The sequence below is a fragment of the Carboxylicivirga agarovorans genome (genome assembly GCF_050589845.1).
GTDB lineage: Bacteria > Bacteroidota > Bacteroidia > Bacteroidales > Marinilabiliaceae > Carboxylicivirga > Carboxylicivirga agarovorans.
This window is the reverse complement of the sequence record NZ_JBNGPA010000023.1, coordinates 56,842-82,858: the sequence shown is the minus strand read 5'-3', so window position 1 is coordinate 82,858 and position 26,017 is coordinate 56,842. Positions and strand designations below refer to the sequence as shown.

Annotated in this window: 22 protein-coding genes; 15 read left to right on the top strand and 7 right to left on the bottom strand. The window is 39.4% G+C overall.

Annotation, left to right across the window (positions count from 1 at the left end):
- Nucleotides 1–147 precede the first annotated feature (147 nt).
- The 4 genes from cobT to ACRD69_RS18465 are packed head-to-tail and all read right to left on the bottom strand — an operon-like array spanning nucleotide 148 to nucleotide 4,652.
- Nucleotides 148–1,215 carry a nicotinate-nucleotide--dimethylbenzimidazole phosphoribosyltransferase gene (cobT, locus tag ACRD69_RS18480; RefSeq protein ID WP_430816614.1) on the bottom strand — a complete coding sequence of 356 codons (1,068 nt, stop codon included), beginning with the start codon at nucleotides 1,213–1,215 and terminating at the stop codon, nucleotides 148–150.
- Entirely contained in the window at nucleotides 1,209–2,156 is a 948-nt protein-coding gene (gene cbiB, locus ACRD69_RS18475) for an adenosylcobinamide-phosphate synthase CbiB (protein WP_430816613.1), read from the bottom strand. Before cbiB ends, cobT begins: the two co-directional genes overlap by 7 nt.
- A complete protein-coding gene (locus ACRD69_RS18470) occupies nucleotides 2,153–3,202 on the bottom strand; it encodes a pyridoxal phosphate-dependent aminotransferase (RefSeq protein WP_430816612.1) in 1,050 nt (349 codons plus the stop codon). The genes cbiB and ACRD69_RS18470 overlap by 4 nt, the downstream gene beginning before the upstream one ends.
- Nucleotides 3,174–4,652 carry a cobyric acid synthase gene (locus ACRD69_RS18465; RefSeq protein ID WP_430816611.1) on the bottom strand — a complete coding sequence of 493 codons (1,479 nt, stop codon included), beginning with the start codon at nucleotides 4,650–4,652 and terminating at the stop codon, nucleotides 3,174–3,176. The genes ACRD69_RS18470 and ACRD69_RS18465 overlap by 29 nt, the downstream gene beginning before the upstream one ends.
- 156 nt (nucleotides 4,653–4,808) lie before the next feature.
- Here ACRD69_RS18465 and ACRD69_RS18460 point away from each other — a divergent pair, with 156 nt between their 5' ends.
- Both ACRD69_RS18460 and ACRD69_RS18455 read left to right on the top strand, forming a co-directional pair.
- Nucleotides 4,809–5,801, top strand: coding sequence for a DUF3667 domain-containing protein (locus tag ACRD69_RS18460; protein ID WP_430816610.1), 993 nt, complete (start codon nucleotides 4,809–4,811; stop codon nucleotides 5,799–5,801).
- A 130-nt stretch (nucleotides 5,802–5,931) separates the two neighbouring features.
- Nucleotides 5,932–6,519 (top strand): DUF3109 family protein, encoded by a 588-nt coding sequence (locus ACRD69_RS18455; protein WP_430816609.1) that lies wholly within the window; start codon nucleotides 5,932–5,934, stop codon nucleotides 6,517–6,519.
- A 24-nt stretch (nucleotides 6,520–6,543) separates the two neighbouring features.
- On the opposite strand, the gene ACRD69_RS18450 is transcribed toward ACRD69_RS18455, so the two are convergent.
- Together ACRD69_RS18450 and ACRD69_RS18445 are read right to left on the bottom strand one after the other, a co-directional pair.
- Entirely contained in the window at nucleotides 6,544–7,542 is a 999-nt protein-coding gene (locus ACRD69_RS18450) for an SRPBCC family protein (RefSeq protein WP_430816608.1), read from the bottom strand.
- 62 nt (nucleotides 7,543–7,604) lie between these two features.
- On the bottom strand, nucleotides 7,605–9,125 hold the full coding sequence (locus ACRD69_RS18445) for a glycoside hydrolase family 10-like protein (protein WP_430816607.1): 1,521 nt from the start codon (nucleotides 9,123–9,125) through the stop codon (nucleotides 7,605–7,607).
- A 304-nt stretch (nucleotides 9,126–9,429) separates the two neighbouring features.
- On the opposite strand from ACRD69_RS18445, the gene ACRD69_RS18440 reads away from it, so the two are divergent.
- From ACRD69_RS18440 to ACRD69_RS18420, 5 genes are all read left to right on the top strand, one after another.
- The gene (locus ACRD69_RS18440) at nucleotides 9,430–13,758 is read left to right on the top strand and encodes a response regulator (protein WP_430816606.1); all 4,329 of its coding nucleotides are present in this window, start codon (nucleotides 9,430–9,432) and stop codon (nucleotides 13,756–13,758) included.
- Nucleotides 13,759–13,763: 5 nt separating this feature from the next.
- Complete coding sequence (locus ACRD69_RS18435) at nucleotides 13,764–15,332, top strand: LamG-like jellyroll fold domain-containing protein (RefSeq protein WP_430816605.1); 1,569 nt, start codon at nucleotides 13,764–13,766, stop codon at nucleotides 15,330–15,332.
- 91 nt (nucleotides 15,333–15,423) lie between these two features.
- On the top strand, nucleotides 15,424–16,011 hold the full coding sequence (locus ACRD69_RS18430) for an RNA polymerase sigma-70 factor (protein ID WP_430816604.1): 588 nt from the start codon (nucleotides 15,424–15,426) through the stop codon (nucleotides 16,009–16,011).
- A gap of 5 nt (nucleotides 16,012–16,016) precedes the next feature.
- The gene (locus ACRD69_RS18425; protein ID WP_430816603.1) at nucleotides 16,017–16,982 is read left to right on the top strand and encodes a FecR family protein; all 966 of its coding nucleotides are present in this window, start codon (nucleotides 16,017–16,019) and stop codon (nucleotides 16,980–16,982) included.
- A 77-nt stretch (nucleotides 16,983–17,059) separates the two neighbouring features.
- Nucleotides 17,060–18,523 (top strand): carboxypeptidase-like regulatory domain-containing protein, encoded by a 1,464-nt coding sequence (locus ACRD69_RS18420; RefSeq protein ID WP_430816602.1) that lies wholly within the window; start codon nucleotides 17,060–17,062, stop codon nucleotides 18,521–18,523.
- A gap of 94 nt (nucleotides 18,524–18,617) precedes the next feature.
- On the opposite strand, the gene ACRD69_RS18415 is transcribed toward ACRD69_RS18420, so the two are convergent.
- Entirely contained in the window at nucleotides 18,618–18,803 is a 186-nt protein-coding gene (locus tag ACRD69_RS18415; protein ID WP_430816601.1) for an acyl carrier protein, read from the bottom strand.
- A gap of 327 nt (nucleotides 18,804–19,130) precedes the next feature.
- Between ACRD69_RS18415 and ACRD69_RS18410 the strand changes: the two genes are divergently transcribed.
- The 8 genes from ACRD69_RS18410 (at nucleotide 19,131) to ACRD69_RS18375 (ending at nucleotide 25,927) form a co-directional block, all read left to right on the top strand.
- Nucleotides 19,131–20,228, top strand: coding sequence for a BamA/TamA family outer membrane protein (locus ACRD69_RS18410; protein WP_430816600.1), 1,098 nt, complete (start codon nucleotides 19,131–19,133; stop codon nucleotides 20,226–20,228).
- A gap of 121 nt (nucleotides 20,229–20,349) precedes the next feature.
- Nucleotides 20,350–20,877: a DUF4494 domain-containing protein gene (locus ACRD69_RS18405; protein WP_430816599.1), complete on the top strand. Its 528-nt coding sequence runs from the start codon at nucleotides 20,350–20,352 to the stop codon at nucleotides 20,875–20,877.
- Between the two features lie 88 nt (nucleotides 20,878–20,965).
- Nucleotides 20,966–21,169: a phage antirepressor KilAC domain-containing protein gene (locus ACRD69_RS18400; RefSeq protein WP_430816598.1), complete on the top strand. Its 204-nt coding sequence runs from the start codon at nucleotides 20,966–20,968 to the stop codon at nucleotides 21,167–21,169.
- Between the two features lie 656 nt (nucleotides 21,170–21,825).
- Nucleotides 21,826–22,050 carry a tyrosine-type recombinase/integrase gene (locus ACRD69_RS18395; RefSeq protein ID WP_430816597.1) on the top strand — a complete coding sequence of 75 codons (225 nt, stop codon included), beginning with the start codon at nucleotides 21,826–21,828 and terminating at the stop codon, nucleotides 22,048–22,050.
- A 208-nt stretch (nucleotides 22,051–22,258) separates the two neighbouring features.
- Nucleotides 22,259–22,648 (top strand): hypothetical protein, encoded by a 390-nt coding sequence (locus tag ACRD69_RS18390; protein WP_430816596.1) that lies wholly within the window; start codon nucleotides 22,259–22,261, stop codon nucleotides 22,646–22,648.
- Nucleotides 22,649–22,967: 319 nt separating this feature from the next.
- On the top strand, nucleotides 22,968–23,534 hold the full coding sequence (locus ACRD69_RS18385; protein WP_430816595.1) for a hypothetical protein: 567 nt from the start codon (nucleotides 22,968–22,970) through the stop codon (nucleotides 23,532–23,534).
- A 214-nt stretch (nucleotides 23,535–23,748) separates the two neighbouring features.
- Entirely contained in the window at nucleotides 23,749–24,771 is a 1,023-nt protein-coding gene (locus ACRD69_RS18380; RefSeq protein WP_430816594.1) for a hypothetical protein, read from the top strand.
- Nucleotides 24,772–25,045: 274 nt separating this feature from the next.
- Nucleotides 25,046–25,927, top strand: coding sequence for a YARHG domain-containing protein (locus ACRD69_RS18375; protein ID WP_430816593.1), 882 nt, complete (start codon nucleotides 25,046–25,048; stop codon nucleotides 25,925–25,927).
- The last annotated feature ends 90 nt before the right edge of the window (nucleotides 25,928–26,017 follow it).

The following is a 26,017-nucleotide window of genomic DNA, read 5'->3' as shown; positions in this document are numbered from 1 at the left end:
ACCTCCCGGTTCATACCTCAGGACGCATGATCAAGAAAAGAAACACCTGCCAATAAAGCGCAGAAAGTCGTCAAAGACATCTATAATTGCCCTTGAGCTACAACAAGAAGAGTTTTACCATTACGGCAAAACTCCTGATTAGTCATATTAATCTATTCGAATACCATCATTAGCGGTATTATATATGGCTGCCTCGTCAAACGATGTCATTTTATTAATCATTGCAACAGCACCTTTTATAACGGAATAGGCCACGGCTGAACCAGTGCCTTCTCCTAAACGAAAGCCAAGATCAAGAATAGGCTCTCCCCCCATGAAGTCAACCATCTTTTTATGCCCCTGCTCTTTTGACTGATGTGAAAAGAAGGCATAATCTACAACAAGTGGATCAATAGCATGAGCAGCCAACAAGGCTGAAGTTGTAATAAAGCCATCAGTGATAATGATCATGCGGCGCGATGCAGCTTCCAGCATGGCCCCTGCAATGGTGGCAATCTCAAGCCCTCCAAAGCGCGCCAGGTTTTCTATCGGATCATCTGACACTCCGTGCTTTGCAATGGCATTTTTCAGAACCTGCGTTTTATTTACTACACCTTCAGGTGTTAATCCGGAACCCGGGCCCACCGCCGCTTCGATCTCAATACCTGTATATACCGACAAAAGAGCTGAAGCTGGAGATGTATTGCCAATTCCCATTTCACCAAACCCTATAACATTGGTCCCCTCTTCTGCTATTTGGGCCACAATATGACGACCGTTATTGAGTGCTTTTAAACACTCATCTATAGTCATGGCAGGTTCTTTTAAAAAGTTGCGCGTTCCCTTTCGCACTTTGGCATCTATTAACTTAGGGTGCGGCTTAAAGTCGAAGTCCACTCCCGCATCTACCACACGCAGATCAAAGCCATATACCTGTGAAAAAAGACCAATTCCACCTCCACCGTTCAGAAAGTTCAGACACTGCTGCCAGGTGATCTCTACGGGACAGGGACTCACCCCTTCTTCACAAATTTTATGATCAGAGGCGATCGTTAACATGACCGGCTTATTAAGTATGGGTGTTAATGTCCCCTGTATTAAACCTATTTGCTTAGCTATCGCTTCCATTTGTCCCAGGGAACCAACGGGCTTAGCCTTCTGGTCAATCTTATACTGAAGCTCCCCGGCCATTTCATCAGGCAGTGAAGCAATATTCAGATTATCTAATTTTACCATTGTATTATATACCTTACAATTACACACATTACAATACATACAGCAGTTACCGCTTGATTAACAGCCACTGTTTTTTTTACATCCCGATATATTAAAGGCCGGTCAGTTTCACCTATAAATGGCTTATCAACCACCTTTCCGTGATAGACATTAGGACCACCAAATCGCACGTTTAAGACACCTGCCAGGGCGGCTTCCGGATATCCGGCATTAGGGCTGCTGTGTTTTTTTCCAAATTTGAAAATAAATACCAAAGCACGGTAAGATCCACTAACAAGCATCATAAGTATTGCAGTGAGCCGTGCAGGAAAATAGTTTGCCACATCATCAATATAAGCTGCCACACGTCCGAAATAAATGTATCGATCGTTTTTGTAACCGATCATAGAGTCCAGCGTATTGATCATTTTATAGGCCATCATGCCCGGCACTCCCGACAGAGCAAACCAAAAAACAGGAGCCACCACACCATCACTTAAATTTTCAGCCATTGTTTCCAGGGCTGCTTTTTTAATTTGCTGTTCACCCAATTGCGATGTATCCCGTCCAACAATGCGGCTCAACTGCCTGCGACCAGCTTCCAGACCATCGTTTTCAAGAACCCTGAAAACAGCCACTCCTTCCCTGATCAATGTTTTATTAGCTAAACCGTAGAAGAAGAACAAACCCGTCAATACAGCACCAGCCAACAAGCTAATTTTGCCGGATATCAACATGAGCAAATAAAATAGGAGATAAACCATTCCAATAAGAGAGACAGCTACCACAGCTCCTTTCAACAACCTGTAAGACCCCTTATTCATGCGCTTCTCACAAAAAGAAATGGTCTTCCCAAAATAGACGATGGGATGTGGCAACGCCATTGGATCACCAAAAATAAGGTCCAGCAAATACGCCACAACAACAGCACACACCATCAACAGTGAAGCATCAGCACTCATACGAAAACAGATTTAAAAGCATTAATTAACAATGCGTTTTTTTCCCGCGTTAATGTGGCAATCCGGATATGATAGTCACTTAAGCCTCTGAAATTTGAAGCATCACGTATTAACAAACCAAATTCACTGACCAATAAGTGCTTCAGATCAGCCGCAGGCATTGGAGTTTTCAGAAGGAAATAACCTGTTGAAGAAGTAAACACTTCAACACCATCAATTTTTTCCAACTCCATTCTTAACTCACCAGCAAGCCCCAGGTAGGCAATGCGTTCATCATCACCTATAATGGCATTTTTAAGCGCGAACTCACCGGCTTTTAAAGCCAGGCAATTGACCGCCCAGGGTGGGCGATATTGAGTAATTTTTTCTATTTGCGTATGATGCCCCAATATATACCCAAGGCGCAAACCAGGCAGGCAATAATTCTTCGTCATTGACTTAAGGATCAGCAAATTTTTATACTTACCAACAAAGGGAGCCATCGACACATCTTCGATGCAGAAATCGGCGTAAGCCTCATCGATCACAAAAAGTGTTTGAGGGTTATTTTTAACCAGATCGAGCAATAAGGTCTGTGAATAAACCTGTCCGGTCGGATTATTTGGGTTACACAGCCAAAATAAGCCCTCCTGGGTGTTCATTCCCTGTGCAATAAAATTACTGCCACAAAAACTTATGTGATGCTTATGAACCTGACAGGCATGTTCATATTCCGAAAATGTAGGCTTTATAATACGGCTCATCCCGTTTTGACAGCTCTGCGCTATGAGAAATATAGCCTCTGCCGTACCATTGCAAACCAGTAACTGGTCATCGGCCAAATGATGATGGTCGGCCAATACTGAAGTCAATGATTCACTTTGCAACTCTGGGTAATTGGCTACACAATTCATCTCGCTCTTTAAATACTCCAATAAGCCGGGATGTGGCCCCAGGTACCAGGTATTCGTACTGAAATCAGCCTTTATCTCATGGTTAAAACGGTATATGTCATTTCCATGATGAAACTGTCCACTCTTACTTACCATTGTCTCGGGCGCTTTCATATATTGATTCAATGTTTATATGCTGGCGCAAATGCGAAGCCAAACGGTTGTATTCTTCATTCTTAAAGGAGGTATAGCAAAAACCTTTATCATCATCATCTCTGTATGGTTTCAACAGACGATTGATAACAGATGCATTATCCAGTATACCGTGCATATATGTCCCCCAGCAACGTTCATCTCTATAAATGCCATCAACATGACCATCTAAGGTTTCTACCAAAGGTCTTGCTTCATCACTTGCTTCACTTTGCCCCATATGGATTTCGTATCCATTGCAAACAGCGTCATCATTGAGGAAATAAAATTGTTGCTGCACGGTCTTCTTACCATCCGTAATCCTGGTATCCAAGGGCAATAAGCCAATGCCGTCAATGGCAGTGACCGAACCTTCGATCTGCTCAGGATCACTTATGGTGCGACCAAGCATTTGGTATCCGCCACAAATACCAATAACCGATTTCCCTGATGCATACATCTTTTTCACCAACTGCGGGATATTCTTTTCTTTGATGTACTCAAGATCTTTTATGGTGCTTTTGGAACCTGGCAATATTACAATGTCGGCTTTTTCAATTTGTGCAAGGTCTGTGGTATAATATACATGAGTCCGTTTATCAAATTGCAAGGCATTGAAGTCGGTAAAATTGGACATCCGGGGCAGCTTCACAACAGCAATATTAATCTTCCCCTCAAGGGCCTCACTGTTTCGTTTATCGAGCACCACCGAATCCTCATCTTCAATATATATATCTTTAAAATAAGGAACCACACCGACAACAGGAATACCAGTCAAATCCTCAATGATCTGTCGCCCTTCATCAAACAAGCGCACATCGCCCCTGAACTTATTGATGATAATACCTTTAATCAGTTTTCGCTCATCATCATCGAGCAACATAACAGATCCGTATACACTTGCAAAAACACCACCCCTATCAATGTCTGCCACTAAATACACATCAGCACCAACCCGCTTTGCCATTCGCATGTTAACTATATCACGTTTTTTCAGGTTGAGCTCCGAAATTGAGCCGGCCCCCTCCATAACAATCGGCGAATACCGGCTGCTTAAGCGCTCAAAAGCCGCGTATGCCTCATCAAACAATTTGGCATTATCATCTTTACGAAAATATTCATAGGCAGAACGATTTCCCACAGGTTTCCCATTCAGTATCACCTGCGACATCATTTCCCCACTTGGTTTGAGTAAGACCGGATTCATATCGGTATGGCAATCTATGCCGCATGCTTCGGCCTGGGTAGCCTGTGCCCGACCTATTTCATAGCCTTCGGGAGTGGCATAGCTATTTAATGACATGTTCTGCGCCTTAAAGGGCGCCGGGTGGTAACCATCTTGCTTCAATATCCGGCAAAATCCGGCATTGATCACACTTTTACCCGCATCAGAACAGGTACCAACAAACATAATTGGCTTTAAATCTTTCATAAGTAAGGGGCTGAAAATTTCGTCAAAGATAGTAATTAAAGAAGAGGACTATTGTATTTCGTTTATTCTTATAGTATAATTTTTCAACAGGAATAAGTAAGCATTAAACAAATAGATTTATCTTTAATGCCATCTAAACCTATTTATTGAAAAGTAATGCAAGACTCAAGCACCCCAATTGAACCAGAGTTGATCACCTGTAAAAATTGCGACCATCAGTTTAACGGAAAATTCTGCTCTAACTGCGGGCAATCAGTTAAAGAGCTGGAGCGACCAATACGTTTTATGATTGCTGACTTCATGGGCACCATTATCACCTTTGATACCCGCTTGGTCAAAACACTTGTTACTATACTTTTCAAGCCGGGCTTTTTAACGGTTGATTATCTTGCTGGTAAACGGGCACGTTATATGCCGCCGTTTCGCTTTTACCTGTTCATCAGTTTTGTTATGTTCTTACTGATGTCGTTCATTACCAATAAATCGATCAAAGACAATTACGATTCAACAAAAGAAGATATTAATGATGTCAAAGGCAACGCAAAGGCTCTTGTTGACTCGGTTCAGAACGGAACAGATACTATTTATGTAGCAACACGTGAAGCCATCCAGGCAGAACTGGACAGTGCAGCTATTGACTCAACCGACGTGGATGATATAGACAGCTTTATTTCATCGATCGAAGATGTTGTTGATGATGTTGAAGACGATGACTCAAAATATGGCAAAACGGCAAAAATGATTCAGCAATATCCTGAATTGTATATCAACAAGCTTTACCAGTTCACCTCCTGGTCATTGTTCTTGTTTATGCCCATTTTTGCCTTTTTACTCTGGATCAGCTTTTATCGGACCAAAAAGCTCTACATCGGGCACCTGATATTTGCGCTTAACATTCATTCGTTCATCTTTACCATCACAGCCATTGTTATTGGCGTTAACCTCATCTTTAAAAACCACTCCACTGCCTGGATCGGCTATTTATATTTTCTGGTGCCCATTTACCAGGTAATTGGAGCCCGGCGAATTTATAAACGCAAATGGATAAATGCATTCTTTAAAATGACGCTGATCTGGATGATGTATGGTTTCGTATGGCTGGTTGGCCTTATAATTATTGCTACATTATCATTTGTCGGACTTAATTAAGCACCTTGATACAGGTCCGTTTACAGCAGCATTTTTCTTTAAGCTAATTTTCTATCTTTGCAGCATTAAATATGCTGGGTTGGATTTAAGTTTGTACAACTCAGCCTGAAATGAAAAAAGATTAGGATAGATGATTCAGATTGATGATAAAATAATCAGCACTGATATTTTTGAAAAAAGATTTGTGTGCAACCTTGATAAGTGCAAAGGAGAATGTTGTGTTGAAGGTGAATCGGGTGCTCCGCTTGAAGACGATGAAGTGGCAAAAATTGAAGAGGTTTATCCGGTCGTAAAGCCTTTTTTAACAGAAAAGGCTATTGAAGAAATTGAAAAGCAGGGTAAATGGATCATTGATTCTGATGGTGATAAAGTAACACCGATCATCAATGGCCGCGAGTGTGTTTACACTTATTTTGATGAGAAAGGCATTTGCAAGTGCGCCATTGACAAAGCTTATCAGGAAGGACTGATTGATTTTAAAAAGCCCATATCATGTCACTTGTACCCTATCAGGGTCACTAAATACCCCGACTTTGAAGGATTAAACTATCATACCTGGCCTATCTGTCATCCGGCCCGTGAATTTGGCAGCCAATTGGGAGTGCCGGTATATAAGTTTCTTAAGGAACCGATTATCCGCAAGTACGGAGAAGCGTTTTACAATGAAATGGAAGACGTCGAAAAAACACTGAAACAACAAGGTATATTAAAGGCATAAAAAACCGGCTAAGCCGGTTTTTTATTATTTTACTGGTATATATATTGCTGTCAGCCAATTGGCAGGATCTTGTTCCTTGGTCGGATCATTTAAATACAACTCTATCGGATCGATCTTCTTATTCGCTTTTAACTTATTATAGCGCAGGTAACTATAAGCAGAGGCCCAGCCATTGCCCAAGTGCTCATAATCTCCCTTAAACACAACCTTAACGGCTTTTATGGTCGGATATTCACTTTTATAAAACCCATTGCTCACTTCTATGTCACTTTCAAGAGGTACGCCCGATGAATAGGTACATTCAGGGTCGGTAAAATCAAATTTGTGATAAATTGAGAAGGCAATTTCAGGCTCTATCTTTTCATTTTCACATAAGGCATTAATCTTTCCAAATGCCTCTTTCATTGAAGGACCGACTTCATACATGGGGCATGTTTCTTTTAGCCCTACATATTTAAATCCATCAAGCTTCGATACACCTTCAATACTTACTTCAGAATCTATCTTACCTTTTTCAATCAGATCTTTGATCATCTTCAGCCCTCGCTCATAGTCCATTCCAATCCATGGCTCCATCTTTTTGGCCATAAACTTCAGGAAAAACGGCATGGCACCTTTCATGCCCCATGTAAGCTCGCACCCACCTTTGGCATCGTTAAACTGCCAATAGACTTCTGACTTTGATTTAAAGGGCTTTATAAAACGAATCTCTTGCTGAATTGACTCATTCGCTTTCAGTTCAAGGTGTTCAATCTCTCCTGAACCAACCAAATCTCCTACCCAGGCATTAACTGCCCCCACTCCAACACCATCATTTGTAATGGAAACCTTTGCAACGGGTTCCATACACAGCCAGGGAGACCAGCTTTTCCATGTTTTATAATCAGACACTAATTCATACACTTTTTCTTTCGGGGCACCGATGACCAAGGATTTTTTAACATGATAAGAGCCGTCTATACTAAGCAGCCAAACGATCAATCCAAGGACAAGAACACCTAGTACAATTAATGTTATACTCATAATTAACAGGTTTTAAATAGTATCGAGTCAAAAGTTAGGTAACTTTTTTACTTGAATCAAATTTAATATTTCATCAGATAAGGTTCACTGTAAGCCCCTTCAGCACCATACTTATTCAAGGCAGCAACACGAACCAGGTATTCCTTTTTCAGCTTTGAAGTCTTTTCCGGAAGGCGGTATTTATTCCCATAGGATACATCCAGTATCATATGAGGGTTGGCCGGATCAAAAGCCTCTGAAGGACTATACAGATATATGACATATCGGTTTGATGAACCTGCATTGGTCGCTTTCCATTTGATCCGCCTTGAATTGGCTCGCAGCCTCCTAATCCCGACGTTATTTTCTAGATTCTTTACCTGGTCCATATGAGGCACCAATGCCCTGTCACGGTAAAAATTATTCATCAGTGAGTCCTGGAAGCCCAAAAGGTCACGTTTAAAATGCTTATAACTAAAGAAAACATTTCCCTCTAAGTTCTGGTAGGTGCGAACACGATTCATCTGGTAAGGCAATTGTGATTTATCCTGCCAGTCAGGCTTATCGCTTCCAACACGATAAACTCCATGTCCAATATAAACCGGCACGTCGCAATGGTTATCGTTCCACCAGTCTGACAAATGATTAAAATTAGCTACCGGATGAGAGGTTCCCCAGTACAATTGCGGTACCACATAGTCAATCCACTTGTTTTGCATCCACAATAAAACATCGGCATGCAAGCCATCGTAATTGGTTGTGCCTGCCCTTGATTCAGAGCCCCGTGGATCGTCACTTTTATTTCGCCATACGCCGAATGGGCTAACACCGAACTGCATCCAGGGTTTGATTGATTTAATTGTAGCCTGTAATGACTCTATCGTATTATTGACATTATCACGTCGCCAGGCATTAATATCATCAAATGTAGCTGCGCCATATTTCTCATACTCGGCAGAATCAGGGAAAACCTTATCCTTAATCGGATACGGATAAAAATAATCATCCATATGAACGCCGTCAATATCGTAGTTTTGTACAAGCTCTTTCACTACTTTATTAATGTGTTCGTTTGATTTCGGATTCCCCGGATTGAAATACAGCTTATTACCATATTCCACAAACAACCCGGGTTGCTTATGAAAGGGATGTTTAGCAGGCAATTCATCTTTAAGATTCATGGAAGCACGATAAGGGTTAATCCAGGCATGCAACTCAAGCCCCCGGGCATGTGCTTCCTCTACCCAAAACTCAAGCGGATCATACTTAGGATCTTTTCCGGCTTCTCCACTTAACACTTTCGACCATGGCTCCAGATCTGACCTGTAAAGAACATCAGAAGCGGGACGCACCTGAAAAAATATAGTATTCATTCCCAACTCCTTACAGTGTTCTATTAGTTTAACTGCTTCACTCTTCTGTTCTTTCACTTTTAAGCCCGGTTTGCTTGGCCAGTCAATATTTGCGACCGTAGCAACCCACACCCCACGCATTTCATACTTGGGAGACTTTATTTGAGCGTCTAAGCGCTTAAGGGGATAAAAAATTGTAACAAAAAAAAGAAGAAGGATTAAAAGGGCAGGAAATTTGTCGGTGTATCTCATAGTATAAATTAGTTTTTTCAAAAATAACAAACGCGATTAAATATCACAGCTTATAACAGAAACAAGCTTTCAACTGTTAATAGTAATGTGAGTTGGATAAAAATTTCACTCTCAGCCCATTCATAAATAACTGGTGCCGGATCACCATTTTTGTGCAGGCATAATTGGTGTGAGCACACCGATCAGCCATTACTGTTGGTTTAATGAAATTTAAATTGAAATCACGTATTATAATTAACCGTTTTTCAGGAGCTTAAATTGTTGTTATATTTATAAGCTGATAAACACAGAAAACTTAAATTTTATGGCGCAGTTTCGATTAAAGGGGATGGCCAATACGATTCAAAAAAAGGTAGTTATAGCATTTGTCATTATAATTCTGATAATGTCTGTAGTGTCTTTTTTAAGTATAAGGGGAATTCGCCGCTTATCATTTGTTGTCAACAGTACTGAACAGGTAAACCGCTTGCAGGACAACATTTATCACCTTCGACTCAATGAAAAACGCGCCTTAATATCGGGTGATACAGCACTGATCCATAATGTTGATTCATTAACCCTGATCATTAGTAACCGCTTACAAATCATCAATCAGTCAGAAGCTAACCCGGAAACAAAAAAGATACTGACTCCGATGCTGGATCATATAACTGCTTTTAATAAAGATTTTAAGCTATATGCTCAGTTGCACAGCTATTATAACAATTTGCTTTTTAAAACCGATAGCATATTCAACCTCATTGAAACCGAAGAAGCCAGGCAACAGGCCCTGCTCAAAGAGTGGCTGACAAAAAACCGCCAATCACAAACAGAGGCCATTGCCAATTACAATAAAGCACATAACCACCTCATCGCTATCCGGTCCTTGCAATCACGCATTGGCATTGATGATATAAGTCCCGCCAAACGTGATTCGCTTGAAAACTGGTTTGACAAAACCCTTAACCTGACCTTTGTTATCGAGAATCAGGTCAACAATATTGATGCCCGCAGTTACATGAAGCAGTTCAGGGCTCACTTGCGGCATTATGAGCAAACCATTATGCGAAAGATTGATTTATTCAACAACATCAATATTGCCCAGAGGTCACTTCGTAAAAACGCATTGATACTGCAGGAAAATGCAGAACAGGCATCCGTTATTCAATCACGAATGTTAACCAAATGGGGTGAGTTAAGCCTTAAGTTCCTGGTCATATTAGTGGTTGTGGCCATTGTGTCGGGACTTTTGGTACTGCGTTTCTTTATTTTTACCATTACCTCCGATGAACGTAAACGCCGCCATGCTGAAAATGCCATTGAAGATAACCGTCGCTTACTAGATGACATCATCAACAACTCCAAGGCACTGATCTATGTAAAGGATGTTGATGGCCATTATTCGCTTGTCAATCAAAACTGGTGCGATGAAGTGGGTCTCAAAGAAGAAGATGTAATCGGTAAAAAAGGTGATGTTTTATTTAATAAGAAACTGGCCGATGAATCGCGCGAACTGGATCTGCAAGTAATCAACAGCGGCGTACCTATTCAGTATGAAGAGGAAATAGAACTGCGTGCCGGTAAACGTTACTTCCTATCAAATAAATTCCCTATCAGAAATAAACGGGGTGAAATACAGGCCGTTTGTGGGATTTCAACTGATATTACCGAATTGAACAAAGCCCTGCGCGACCTGGAAAAAAGCCGGGAGAATTATCGCAACATCGTAACCAATGTGCCAGGTATTGTTTATACCGGTTTATTGGACGATAGCCGCACCATGTTGTTTTTAAGCAGTGGCTTTAGCAAGGTAACCGGGTTTGAGTCAGAGAACTTCCTGGATGGTGTGCAATCATTCACGAACCTTATTTTTGAGAATGATCGTGAACGGGTGCTTGACACCATTAAACAAGCCGTACTGCGTAACCACTCATACGAAGTGGAATACCGCATTGCCGACGTGAAGGGTGAGATGCGCTGGCTGCATGAGAAAGGCATGTCGGTTAAGCAAAATGATGGAGGCTATTACCTGCAAGGTGTAATGATAGACGTTACAGCAACCAAAGAGGCCATTTCAGAAGTTATGATGCGTGACCGTTTCCTTGAGGGCGTTGCCGAAGCCGTTAAGGAGCTCATTGTGAATCAGGATGCATTCGAAGCTATACAGAAATCACTACGAATAGTGGCACAAAGTGCCATGGTTGACCATGCGTTTATTTTTAAAAATGATGTTGCTAAAGGCAATAAGCAGCCAACAGCCACCCACATATACGAATGGCAGATTGACAAAATAAAGCCGGTGGAACGCCCCGGATTGAGTAATATCAAATACAGCCAGATCGGTTCACGCTGGTTCCATTTCTTATCTGATAAAAAAGACATAAATGGTTTTAAGGATGATTTTGTTGACGAAGAACAGTTCCTGTTCAATGAACTGGGCCTTGAGAGTTTACTGATCGTTCCTGTCTTTGCCCGTGACAATTTCTGGGGCTTTATAGGTTTTGGTAATATCGATAAGGGCATACCATGGCTTGAATCACATCGCGCCATTTTCAGAGCCTTTACAGTTACCCTGGGTATTGCTATCGCAAAAGAAAAAGATGCTGCCCTATTAAAAGAAGCTAAAGATGATGCCGAAGCAGCTACACGTGCTAAAAGTGACTTCCTGGCCAGGATGAGTCACGAAATACGCACGCCGATGAATGCTATTGTTGGTTGGACACACTTAGCTATTGAGAAAGAAGTTAACCCGGGTCAGGCCGACTACCTGAAAAAAATACAGGGAAGCTCCAAGTCATTGCTTGGTATTATCAATGACATTCTTGACTTCTCAAAAATTGAAGCAGGTAAGCTTGCCATGGAACAGATCGATTATGACCTGGAGCAGGTTTTTGATGACTTAAGTAACATGGTAGCCTATAAGTCGCACGAAAAAGGACTGGACTTTATTTATGCTCTTCATGCTGATGTACCGCTCAACCTGATTGGTGACCCACTGCGTGTATCGCAAGTATTGGTTAACCTGGTCAATAATGCGATCAAGTTCACCAACACCGGTGAAATTGTAACAAGCGTACTGGTTCTGCAGGAAGATGATGAAGAAGTTGAGTTATTATTTGAAGTAAAAGACACAGGTATCGGTATCAAGGACGAGCTGCGCGAGCATTTGTTTGATTCGTTCTCGCAGGCCGATGTATCCACTACTCGCAAGTATGGCGGAACAGGCTTAGGCTTAGCCATTTGCAAACGACTATCTGAATTAATGGGTGGTCGCATATGGGTTGAAAGCGAATATGGCGAAGGAAGCTCTTTCTTCTTCACAATGAAAGCCGGTAAACAAAAAGCGCAAAAACGCGACTTATTGGTTCCTCCTGAAGACCTGGCTAATAAACATGTACTTGTACTGGATAATCACCCGTCCACATCATCGATTATCAAAGACATGCTGGAGCTGCTTAAGTTCAAAGTCACTCTGGTTAGAAGAAACGACGCTGCCCTTCTTAAGCTAATGGAGAGCCGACAGTCAGAGCCTATTGACCTGATAATAGCAGACTGGAATATACCCGGAAGCAAGTTCAATCATGCGGTACAGGAACTATTTGTCAACAACACACAGAAAATTCCTATGCTGGTTTTAATTAGTGCTTTTGGCCAGGATAACGAATTGCAGTCGTTCATTAAAAACAATACTGTTGGTTCAATTATAAAACCAGTTAATTTCTCAACCATGCACGACGCCTGTCTGGAAGCATTTGGTAAAGAGAAAACCAAATCGGCATGGCGAAAAAAAGAACCCGGATTATACCTTAACGAGCTGCGCGAGCAAGACAATGTTAAAGTGTTGCTGGTGGAAGATAATGAAACCAATAAGCAGATTGGTATTGAGCTGCTCGAACTGGCAGGCGTTAGTGTTGATGTTGTTTCAAACGGTGAAGAAGCGATTGCAGCAGTTAAAGATGGAGGAGCTAACTTCTTTGATCTGGTACTGATGGATATTCAAATGCCGGTAATGGATGGTTTCGATGCCACTAAAGGCATTCTGGAAATGGAAGACCATGCCAGCCTACCTATCATTGCCATGACGGCAGATGCCATAGGTGGTATCAAAAAGAAATACCTTAATGCCGGAATGGTTGATATGATAGCCAAACCTATTGACCCGGAACAGGTTTATAAGAAAATATTAAAATGGGTTGAAAAAAAGCGGGGCGGTAAACGCCATAAGAGAAAGCCAATCGCCATTAAAGAAAAACCTGTAATTGAAATTAAGGAATCGGGCAACAACCTGCCTGAAATCAAAGGCATTAATGTTAATGAGGGCGTCAAACGATTCGCTAACCGTTGGGACTTTTTTAAGCGACTTTTACAGCGCTTCTATTATGACCATCTCAATTTCCTGAATGAATTCAATAACGTTCGTGAGTCTGACAGGGAAGTTGCTGAGCGTATGCTTCATTCATTCAAAGGAATATCCGGTACTATTTCAGCTCCTAAACTTTATGACCTGGCCATCAAAACTGAAGCTGACTTTAAAAATGAAAAGCCTGGTTTTAATGAGAATTTCAAGGAATTATCAAGGGAATTGGAAACTATTTTGAATGAACTAAGTACAAATAAAGCAGTTGATGTTGAGGGCTTTCAAAAACCAAATTAAACTATATGCAGGCATTTTACAGGCTGTTTGTTGCTTTATTCATATTCATTGCATTTGGTGCTTGTGAGAAACAAGTGCAGGTGGGTAAGCCAATTATTGAATACAATTTTAATAATTCGCTTAAAAACAGTGGCATGGCATCAACTGCCATTTATGGGCCGCAATCTGTTTCTTATGCCTTTGAAAAAGAAGATACATGCCTCGACTTATCATTGGACGCAGCTACCAGAAAAGCCTTATCTATTAAACTGAAAGACAACTTTTCACTGACCGATTACAAAGGCTTTTCAATCTCATGCCGGGTCAGGAAGCATGCTGAGGACCCGGAGGCATACACCATCCTGTCTCATACAAAAAACGATTCGACAGGCTGGGAAGGATGGAAAATCAAAACCCAAAGCAATGGTGCCTGGCAGTGGAGTTTTTCAAATGGTAACAAGCACTGGCATTACAAGCCAACACGAAAACAACGCATCAACGATAACCAATGGCACCAGGTTGCATTTTCATACGATGCCAATAAGCAGGAAGCTAAATTGTATTACGATGGTAAAAATGTAGCTATTTATTCTCTCCAGGGATCAGCCCTTGAAATTAACAACCCGAGCATTGTCATTGGCAACGACAGTGTTAACACAGATGAAAAGAACTTATTCAACGGTCATATTGATGACTTAATGCTGTGGTCGAGGGTCATGAACGATGATGAAATAAATGCGATTTACAACCAGAGGGGCAGGGCAAAATTACCTAAGCAGAAGTTTAAGGAAAACATAAAAGTGATGACCTGGAACCTGTGGGATGATGGCATACATGACGGACGTTTTGTTGGCGTTCAACGGATCATTGATGTAATTGAAAATGCCAATCCCGATATTATTTTTTTACAGGAAGCTGATAAGGCAGCTGTTTCCATTGCCGATGAGCTGAACTACATTTTATACAGGCGCAGCGATCAGCTTTGTTTATTAAGCCGCTTCCCTGTCAGTAGTACCCACAATGTTTTCCATCCCGATATTTCGGCATGTGCCGAGCTCACGGTTGGTAAAAACCATTCTGTATTCGCATGTCCTGTGCGATTTAGTGAAGAACCACAGCTCAACGCCTACATTAAATCTGATGCGGCACAGGTAGATTCAATACAAAAGTGGGAAGATCAGTCACGCGGTAAAGAAAGCCGTTTTCTTTTGAGCGAACTGAGTCATATTATTCAACAGGCCAATGAGCATCCGGTTATAATTGGTGGTGATTTTAATGCCGGCTCACACCTCGACTGGACTGAAGCCAACGCCAATAGCAAGTTAGGCCTGGTCATTGAGTTCCCCACCAGTGTCAACTTTCTGAAAAAAGGGCTGCACGATTCATACCGTATTCTTTATCCCGACGAAACGCAGCACCCCGGCTATACCCTTGCTCTTCGCACTGATACGATATTACCTGACAGAACCAGCTTCATTTACTACAAGGGTAACAAGATCACGCCGTCCAATAGTATACTATTAGCCGATCATCCCAAAGGGTTTCCATCAAACCAGGCGGCCGTCATCACCACTTTTGAGTGGAAAAAGGATTAGTATTACTTTTTTTTAAGCAGAACACTAAAAAAAATGTAAATTGGATAAGGGAAAATTCATTTAAGTCTGTCCTTTAATAAACCAATTGTAGATGGCCACACAATTTGAAGTCAATAATGATGATAAGCTTTTACGAAAGATAAAGGCTGGTGACGAAACGGCCTTTGAACTGGTATTTAAAAACTATTACCCACACCTGGTGCTTTTAGCTCAAAAATACCTGGGCGACAAAGATTTATCTGAAAGCATTGTACAAAGTGTTTTTGTGAAAATGTGGGAAAAACGTCGAGAAATAGAAATACGTTCATTGAAAGGCTTTTTAGTTGTGGCTGTTCGAAACAGATGCACCAATGAATTAAAGCATCAGCAGGTTGTTCGTGAATATGAAAAGATCAGCGACACAAAAGAAGAAGCTGTCTGGATGACATTTAACGAAAATGTGTATCTCCAGAAAATAAATAATGTCATTGATGAACTGCCCGAACAACGTAGGCGCATTTTTAAGATGAGCCGGATGGACGGATTGAAATACAGAGAAATTGCTGAGAAATTAAATATATCGCCAAAAACAGTTGAAGTACAAATGGGCAAAGCCCTCAAGTACTTAAGAGAGCAGTTGCAGCCTTTGAAAAAGCAGTTGCTGGCAACCATTGCGTTATTAATAATGCTTTTAAAGTGAGAATGATGAAGACAGAGAACGAAAATATTAGTTGGGAACTTTTGGCTAAAGACGTGTCTGGAGAATTGAGCGCTGCAGAACATCTGCAATTGCAAAAGGAACTGTCCAAAAATCCTGATATAGAAAAGCAGATGAAAAAGCTTTGGGGAGATGCGCATTATGCACAGGCGCTAAAGGACATTGACACTGACAGTGCCTGGAATAATGTTCGCTCGCAGATGCAAAACAATAAAATACGGAACATTAAATGGTTAGGCGCCATAGCAGCCGTTCTGCTGATCGCCATCGCCAGCAGTGTATTCTTTGGTATTTTCTCAGCGTCACCCGAAATAACAGTTATAACAGCTCAAAATACAGAAAAGGTAACATTACCTGACGGTACCGTGGTTGACCTGAACCATGGCAGCCAGTTAACTTATGAGGAGAACTTTAATTCTGATATCAGGAAAGTTAAGCTTGTTGGAGAAGCATTTTTTGATGTAACACGCAATGAAGAACAACCATTTGTTATTGAAACACAACAATTGACCATTGAGGTACTTGGAACGTCGTTTAATGTTAAAGCCTACAACAACACTACTGAATCGGAAGTAATTGTTTCAAGCGGAAAAGTGAGTGTAAATGCCAAAGAAATAGATTACAATGTTGTTTTAAGTGCAGGTGACGCAGCAAATTATTCTTCTGTTTCCAATAATCTTGCCACGCGAAAAGTCTTTACTTCCAACTATAAGGCCTGGAAAACAAAAGAGATCGATTTTGACGAAACACCATTGCCTGAAGTACTGAAAACCATTGAAGAAACATACCATATCACTATTGAACTGGATGAATCCATCGTGATCGATGATGAAATATTTGGAGGAAGCTTCAGTCAGCATTCGCTGGAACATGTGTTAGATGCCGTTTGTACAACATTCAATTATAAGTACGAAAAACAAAATGGCGTCTATTTTATAGCGCCTATTCAATAAATGAAAGGGTATATTTGGTAATTTTTTAATACATTGTATTTCTATCTGACAACCGAAACCAAACATTAAACACAACAATGAATAAGCCTTCGATTAGTAAATCAACACTTCTCATTTGCTTTTTTTGCTTATTCATTCATGCTCAGGGTCAGGTAACTTCATTTAAACAACAAGGCATCACCATTGAGGCCTTGTTTGACTCTCTCACACATAACACTTCCATTGGCATTGCTTATGATGTTAACGCCATTCCGCATGATAGTGTTATCAATGCAGACTTTCAGAACAAGCATGCCCTCCAGATTGTACAGGAGGTATTGGTGCATCAGAACATTGATATCCGATATCTGGATGGTCAGATAATTATCAGTAAAGCACTTGAAACGGCAGAAATAAAAGAAAAATCGATACGCCTTACCGGCACCGTATTCGATCAGGCCAGCAACTCCACTCTTCCTTTGGTCAATGTCACTGTCACAGGCAAACCACTTGGCTCAATAACAAATAATGAAGGTCAGTACGAATTCAAACTTCCGTCTGACTATGCCGGCGAACAGCTGGCCTTTTCATTCCTGGGTTACCACACCTCTTATTTCACCGTTCCGGATCATGATTCCTTACTAAACATCAGACTTGAGCCAACATCCATACAACTGAACGAAATAGAAGTAACTTATAAAGATCCTCAAAAAATCATTGAACAACTGCAGGTACACCATGTCGATAATTACATGGATGAGCAGTGTGTACTTGAAGGCTTTTTTCGTGAATCAATCAAACAAGATGGCATTTATGTGCAGGTATCAGAGGCCATCATTCAAATTATTAAACCCTCCTACTTCAACCCATCAAGCCTCGAACGGGTGAAGTTTATTAAAGGACGAAAGAAGAATGATCTTCAATCAATGGATTTTGTGGACTTTAAACTGGAAGGCGGACCATTTCAGTTTTCACGCGTTGACGTAGCCCGTTACCAGGATTTCTTTTCATTGGAAAACGAGATCTATAAGTATATATACGATGGGATTGATGTCTTAGACGAAGAAATCGTCTATAAAGTTAAGTTCCGTCCCTATGATGATAACGGAGACTTGCTGTACAGCGGTGTGCTATACATTCATGCCGACAGTTACGCATTGGTCAGAAGCGAATTTCAACTTACCAACAGGGCTTTGAAAAGCAGTGGCAAAACCCTTATCAGAAAAGCATCACGCAAGATAAAGGTCAAACCGATGAAAGCTTCTTATTTTATCGATTACCGAAAATTGCAGGGCAAATGGATATTAAATCGTATTAAAGGAGAAATACTGGTTAAGATCAACGAAAAACGCCATGGTGTAAACTCAGAATTCATGGCAACGACCGAACTGTTAATCAGCGACTGTGAGATTAATGGTAAGTATAAGCTAAAGCCTTCAGAACTATACAAATCACGATTTGTATTAGCCGATCAAATTAAGGAAACAGACGAGCAATTCTGGAAAAACTACAACATCATCAGGCCAGATGAGTCATTGGAGAAAGTGTTTAAGAAAAACTAAGGTTGTTTCCAAATAAGTTGATGGGACGATAAAATGAGTGGTTTTATAGTCTTAGATTGGAAACAACCTCATGGGATTGGTCATTGAAAAAATCTTATGCGCAATGCTTCTGCAAATAGTCTATGGTAGATTTTACAGATGTTAATTGCGGTAGCTCCTCGTTCTGAATAGCTACATCAAATCGCGTTTCTAAATAAAATAAGAAACAATTCATGTCTAATTCATCAACAAAAAGTTCGTCACGTAGCGATGCTTCTTCACTAATTCGGTTCTTAGGCACACCAGTTTTTCTTAAAACCTTGTACAAATTACGCCTTATCGCTTTAGCATTCATAATCAAATCTATTTTTGTTTACATCATTAAGACAATCAAGTATGCCGGTGGACGTACCCAAAAGCTGAATTTTTTTCAAAAAAGTTCAAGTCTTCTATACGTGCGCACATATAACACTGATTTAGTGGACATTAAAAAATAAAGATTTTTATACTTTTTCTCACTATATTTGAGTTTTCTATAATTCCTGACAGATTTATCGTGAGAAAGCTCGTTTTTTGTTTTATCCTAACGGTTCTAGGTATAATTTCTTCGTCTGCACAAGTTGATTCTTTGAGCAACAAGATCCTTAATAACCTGGACTCGTTACGCTTCGCCGAAATTGAACGTAAGTCATTCAAAATAATGCCATACATAGCTCCTTCCTACACCCCGGAAACCGAGTGGCTGTTATCAGGAGGTGGCTTAATCACTTTTAAAACACATAAAGACAAGCTTTTAAATCTTTCATCCATCCCTTTTTCAGTGGGTTATAGCTCCAATGGCTCCTTTGCAATTAAAGCCGTTAACGTTATTTACTGGAAAAATGATAACATTCGCTCCATTGGTGAGTTTCAATTACGCGATATGCCTGATAACTACTGGGGTGTCGGCTACCATAATGGAGATACGGTTCCGCAAGGGCCATCGACCACAGGTTATAAGCGTATGTACTGGCGTTTCTACCAGCGCATGATGTTCAGAACCAATGAAACAATGTTTGTCGGCTTTGTAATTGATGTCAACAGAACTCAGGCCATGGATATGAATCCGCGTATGCAGCAAGATATTCATGTAATTGAAGGAGGAACAGACATCTTTAATACGGGTATCGGCATTGAAGTTGACTATGATACACGTGACTTTATGCAAAATGCCTACGAAGGTGTGTTTATCAGCGGCATATTCACAGCCTATGATGAATTTTTTGGTGGTGACACCGATTATAATATCCTTGAATTTGACTACAGGCATTACAAAACCATAAGGCGAAAACGCCGCACCCTGGCATGGCAGGTTAAAACGCGCTTTACATTTAGCGGCTCTACCCCATGGACCGACAAATCAATGCTTGGAGGCCTTGAAAACATGAGAGGCTATACAATGGGGCGCTTCAGAGACGACAACATGGTCTTTTCAACTATTGAGTATCGCCACATGTTTAAGCGGAAAAAACTCAATAAGAAAAATAACTACAACAGTCGCTTTGGTTACGTTACATGGATAGGAGCAGGTTCGGTAGCCTCAACATTAGAGTCATTCAGAAACTGGCTGCCAAATGCCGGAGTTGGCATCAGGGCAGAGCTGCAACCCCGCATGAACATACGTCTTGACTATGGATTTGCCAAAGGAGAAAGCGGAGTGTATGTCACCTTTGCAGAAGTTTTCTAAGCATATATAACTCATTGTCTGAAGCTAACACATACTCCCCTTGATATCTGATCAGGAAATTTCAAATTAGAGTATACTAAGTGCAATTCTATTTTATCTTTGTCTGCTAAAAATTACGACCATGCAGAATTTATTTGAGTGTAAAGTCAAGTATGAGAAGATTGATGAGCAATCGGGCAAAGAAAAAAAAGTAAGCGAGACATACTTGATCGACGCGGTATCGTTCACCGAAGCCGAATCAAGGATCTATAAGGAGATGGAGTCAATGATCAGAGGTGAATTTGTTGTTACTAACATCAGAAAAGCCAACTATACTGAAATTTTCGAGAATGAAGACGGAGATATCTGGTACAAAAGTAAGATCTCTTTTGCCTCAGTTGATGAAAAATCGGGAAAAGAAAAGAAAGTAAGTAACCAGATATTGGTATTAGCCAGCAATGTGAAAGATGCCTTCGACAAAATTCATGAAGGAATGGGTGGCTTAACAGTTGATTTTGATATCAATGCTATCTCTGAAAGTCCAATTCTGGATTTCTTCCCCTATTTCAAAGGCGATGAGGTAAATGATGAAATTCCATCTAACCTAAAACCATTAAGCGAAGTTCAGCCTCAGGAGAATAGCTTTGAAGCTGAATCGGATGACAACTAAAAAGACCTGCTGACTTGTTTTAAGCAGCTATCGCATGACACCAGGAGCCATTCTATTTATTTAGAGTGGCTTTTTTATACCATTTTAATTGATTACTACAGCTTCCGTTTTCTGTATTAAAGGCTGGCTATTATATGCGAAATACCAGGACAAAGGATTCACAAAGACAAAGACAAATCTATACAACAATCACGGAGAAATCAAAACAACAATGCTAACAGTATGGACCGAGAAAGGAAGAGAGTTTATCCATTGTATAGTCACCGGCAACAATGACAAAGGACCAAAGTAGATCAATTCATATTGATATATCAAAAAAGCATAGGTAAGCCCAGGGGGGGGTATGAATAGGGATCGGGCAATCGCTTTGGACAACCTAAGGATTCTAACTGACACACAAAACATCCGTATTCGCGCGAGTGGGGGGTGATAATATAAAATAAAATAATGGCATTACAGACAGCTACAATCAGTGCAAGGCTGGAGGAGTTGGACTTTTGGAAGCTTACAATGACAATTTCAATTAGCCAATGGGTAGTATTAGATTTAAACTAAAACTTGTGTAGGTCTTTTGCTTAATTTGCCTTTACTGACTGTTTTGACAGGGCGAATTACCGTTATTTTAATGTGGATACAGACCACCTTAGCTTACCATAATACAAAACGAAACCTACTATAATAAACAAGAATATTTTTTAATCCCCACATTTAACAGATAACTAACCAGCTACCCACAAAAATCTATAACGGGAACATTGTAACAGCATTACCCAATAGAGCAAATACTATAAACTTATTGCCGATGATTGCTTGAACAATATTTAGTAATTTGTCATAATTAATAGATAAAATCAACAGAATATTTTCACATTTAAGTATATTCATGGCTGTAAGTAAGAAATTTAACACCCCTCAGAATGTGACTGAGCAGGCGAAGCTATCGAGTTCGTGAATGAGAATAATAAGCACAAAACGATATTATCTGTTATTTATGGTAGTGGTCTGCGAATTGGAGAAGTACTGAAATTGCACACTGAAGACCTAGACTCTAAACGAATGCGTATACGGATTTTGGGTGCTAAAGGAAAAAAAGACCGATATACCATCATAGGTCAATATACATTCGAATATTCAGACTGTATCATAGACATACGGAGTCAGGCACAGTTTTAAATATATACAAGAGTTTAGGCCACAATATTAATTTAACGCTGATAATTAACAAGTGGCAAACTGGATATATGGACAATACCAATGCAGATACAGAAGAGTTAGCGGCAAGCAAAAAAAACCTTACTAAACAATTAAAATAAAACGAGTTAGATTGACGTTCATAATAATGTTAAAATTAAATAAATCAGCAATTTAAATCCCAATGAATATGAAAACTAAAGCTCTAAAAACATTATTAAAGTATTGGCAAGAAATTATATTTATAGTTTCAATTGGATTATTACTATTTGAAGTCACAAAGTTTAACCTGATTAAAAATTCAATTGATGGATGGGATATAGCTCTTCTTTCTTTTATTCTGCCATTATTTGTTTGTCTTATAGGACAATTCTACTGGAATAATAAAGCTTTATCCATCATCTTATCCGTGATTTTATCTATAGGTTCATTCGTTTTAATTTTAATGGCTATTTATTTTATTGGCACAACAAACTCTAAATTATTACAAGCAATCTCAATGTTGATTTTTGGGGTATTCTTGTTATTTACTGGACTAACAATGACAAGAAAAAATAGAAGTATTGAGACGCATGTTTAAGACATTAAGGCTTGATAAGCACACATTGAAACAATGCCAGCCGCTAACAAACCGCAATAGCGCATAAGTCGTTCGGCTCATTTTGGTTGGTTCAAAGCCTCGGCTAACAGCGCCAAATCCTTGATTTGGCCTTATAAGGAAAAGTTAAAACAAAATACAACGCTTTGGCTTTGTGAAATTTGAAAGTGAGTACGATAAAAATCTCACTTACGCTTCATAGCTAGGTCCGTCAGACTGACGAACGTTGGGCATAATTTCCCCTAGAGAACCTCAAAGAAAGAAAATCAACAGACAGATTATAGATACGAAATAAATTAAAATGGAAAGACCATATACAGGACGTGCTAAGATAAATGAATCAATTAAAGGATTTTCAATTGAGATAGCAACAAGACGCAATTGGCTGGAAATTATATTTCTGACTTTTTGGTTAGTATGCTGGCTAATAAGTGAATTGATTGCATTGGCTGTTATAACTGGAATTTTTGGAGATATTATAGACATTGGTGGTTTATACATTTTATCGATTTGGTTAATTGGTTGGACTATAGGAGGAGTTTTGACTATTAGAAACTGGTTATGGTTGTTAGTCGGAAGGGAAATAATAAGTTTTGAACAAAAAGATTTAATAATAACAAAAAAGGGAGCTCCTCTATATTCACCGAAAATTTATGATTTACGTGAAGTGAGAAATTTCAGTTTAAATCAAGGGTTAAACTCAAGTAATATTTTTGGAATGAATCGCAATGCGTGGAAAAGAGGTAAAAACGGGATTTTTAAATTTGACTATGGACGTAAAACCATTAAGACAACGAATGAATTAGATGAGGCTGAAGGAAGATATATTTTAAATATAATAAGCGAAAAGAACTACTTAAAAAATTAAAAGCATTTTGATATAATAAAATAAACAATGCCCAACACGCCCCACATAGCGCATGCAGGGCAAGCGGGGCTTTGGTCGTGCAGATTCCGGCCTCGATAGTCTCGTCCTCTCGGACGGACAATATCAACGAAGAATCTGCTACAGCGCCATGCGGCCAAACGTTACAACCCAGTAAACACAGTGCATTAAATAATATTAAAATTCAAACCGACTTATGAGATTACAGATTCTATTTATTGCCTTTATTCTAACTGCCTGCTCTAATCCAAGCAATGAAACAACTATTAAGGGGGTTGTTAAAGGAGAAATTCGTAGAACCATTCGGTACACATCACCAATTAATGGGTTTTGTAATGACCTGTTTACTGAAACAATTAATCCAGATTCGTCAGGCATTTTTTCTGTTTCTACGAATTATGAAAAACCTTTTATTATTGAATTTTTATTTGGTAAAAGCACTAATCGTCTATTGGTGGAACCTGGCAAAAGTTATGAACTAAACATTTATAATGGTGTCGATTCAACAGAATTTGCAGTGAAAAATCCTAGTAAGGCACAAGTTTATTACAGTTCTTTACCTAAACTTAGTCCAAGACGGTGTGTTTATTCATTTGGAGATGACATTAGTAGCTATGAAAAAATTAGTAGTCAATTGAATGTTACCTACGAATCTGAAATGAACGAATTGAGAAACTTATTGGATGCAGAAAATATTTCACCCAAACTCTATCTATTAATCAAACAAGATAGAAATGTATATTATCAAACAGCTCAATCTGTTCTAGCTTCAAAAAACGTATTTGAATTCGAGAAGAATAAGAAAAAAGTACCAGAAAAACTTATAAAGCTTAGAGAAAAAGCAATTTCCCAAGTAGATTTGACAATGCCTATATCGCTACAATCAAGTGATATCTATGACTTTCTTTATATGTATAAATGGTATTTCATGCGAAAAACTTTTAAAATAGAAGAACTAAAAAGTATTCGTGCAACTCACCGTAGCAAAGGCACAGTTCATTCTCATTCAATAATGATGGCTAAGCAGTTTTTACCAAAAGAATGTCAAGAGTTCTATATTGCATCATATATTACTTACTATTCTCGTAGTTTAAGAAAAGAGAAGGAGTTCATAAAGATAATGGAGCAGTATAAAATTGACTTTCCCAATAGCAAATACCTTCACTTTTTTGAAGATTATATTAAAGAAATATCAACAATAATATCAGAACAAAAGTAACGGGTGGTAACACGCTGCAATAGAGCATGTGCGACTTGAATCATTTTGAGGAGTCCTTCGCTTCGGCAATCAACGCCAAAGGTTGATTTATGAACAAAGGGTTTGTTTCTTTTGGAGTTCATGATTTTCAATTGGCTTAAAAGAGAAAAGTTAAAACAAATACAACGCTTTGGCTCTGCTCAACTTGGAAAGATTGTAAGGTTAAATCCCCTCACGATGCCATGCAGCGAGACCGTTAGAGCCAATCCGGTATGCATAAAAAACACTCAAGATTATGAAATTACAGTACATAATCATTTTTTTGATCTTTTGGAGGTGCAACACTCCAGAATCGTCAGTGATCTATTCAGAAATTAAAAATCCTGAAACAGGTGAGCCAATACAATTATCAAAGAAACTAATAGAATCAGAGGTTGATTTAAGGCTTTTAAGTATGAGTGATTTACGACTTTTAAGAAACGAGATATATGCAAGGAAAGGCTATGTTTTTAAGTCAAAAGAATTAACACTCCATTTTAAAAAATTTCAATGGTATAAACCGAAATATGAAGGAAATGAAATTGATAATTACCTTAATGAGATTGATAAATCGAATATAAATTGGATAGTAGACATTGAGAATTACGTTCGTCCTGGTAAACTATTTGAAGAAAGGAAGAAATCTCTAAGGTTTGTAGATTTTCTAGAAATATTACCAGAAATTAAGTTGCCTTCAGGTCCTGAGAATTGGAGCTCTGCAAAAATAAAATCAGAAATTGATCAAAACGTAACACTCCAAGCATTATGGGACAAATATGATAAGTATGGCTCAACATTTGGAAAGATTTCACTAACTGACTCACTATTTGCAATTGGTATTAATTATGCTTCTGATTTTTATAATTACACAACGTTTTTATTTGTTAATAAAGAAGATCAAGAGCTTGGACGAAAGCAACTACCATTATCGTTCATTAGTACAGCCGACAATTTCGATGATATGAATATAATTGTAAAAGATACGGCAGTTATAGAGTATTATCGTGATGTTACAATCACAGAAGATTTAAAAATGATTGTAGCAAATTGGAACAAAAAGATGGAATATGACTCTATTGGACACCTGATAAAAACTGAATTTTCAGATACAACTGTTGTAGTTGATGACTTTTACTAGAAAATATCGCAATACAACACGCCGCTATAGCGCAAAGCATAGCTTGTAGTATCTTAGTTGTGCAGATTCCCACCTCAATTGTCAACCTTG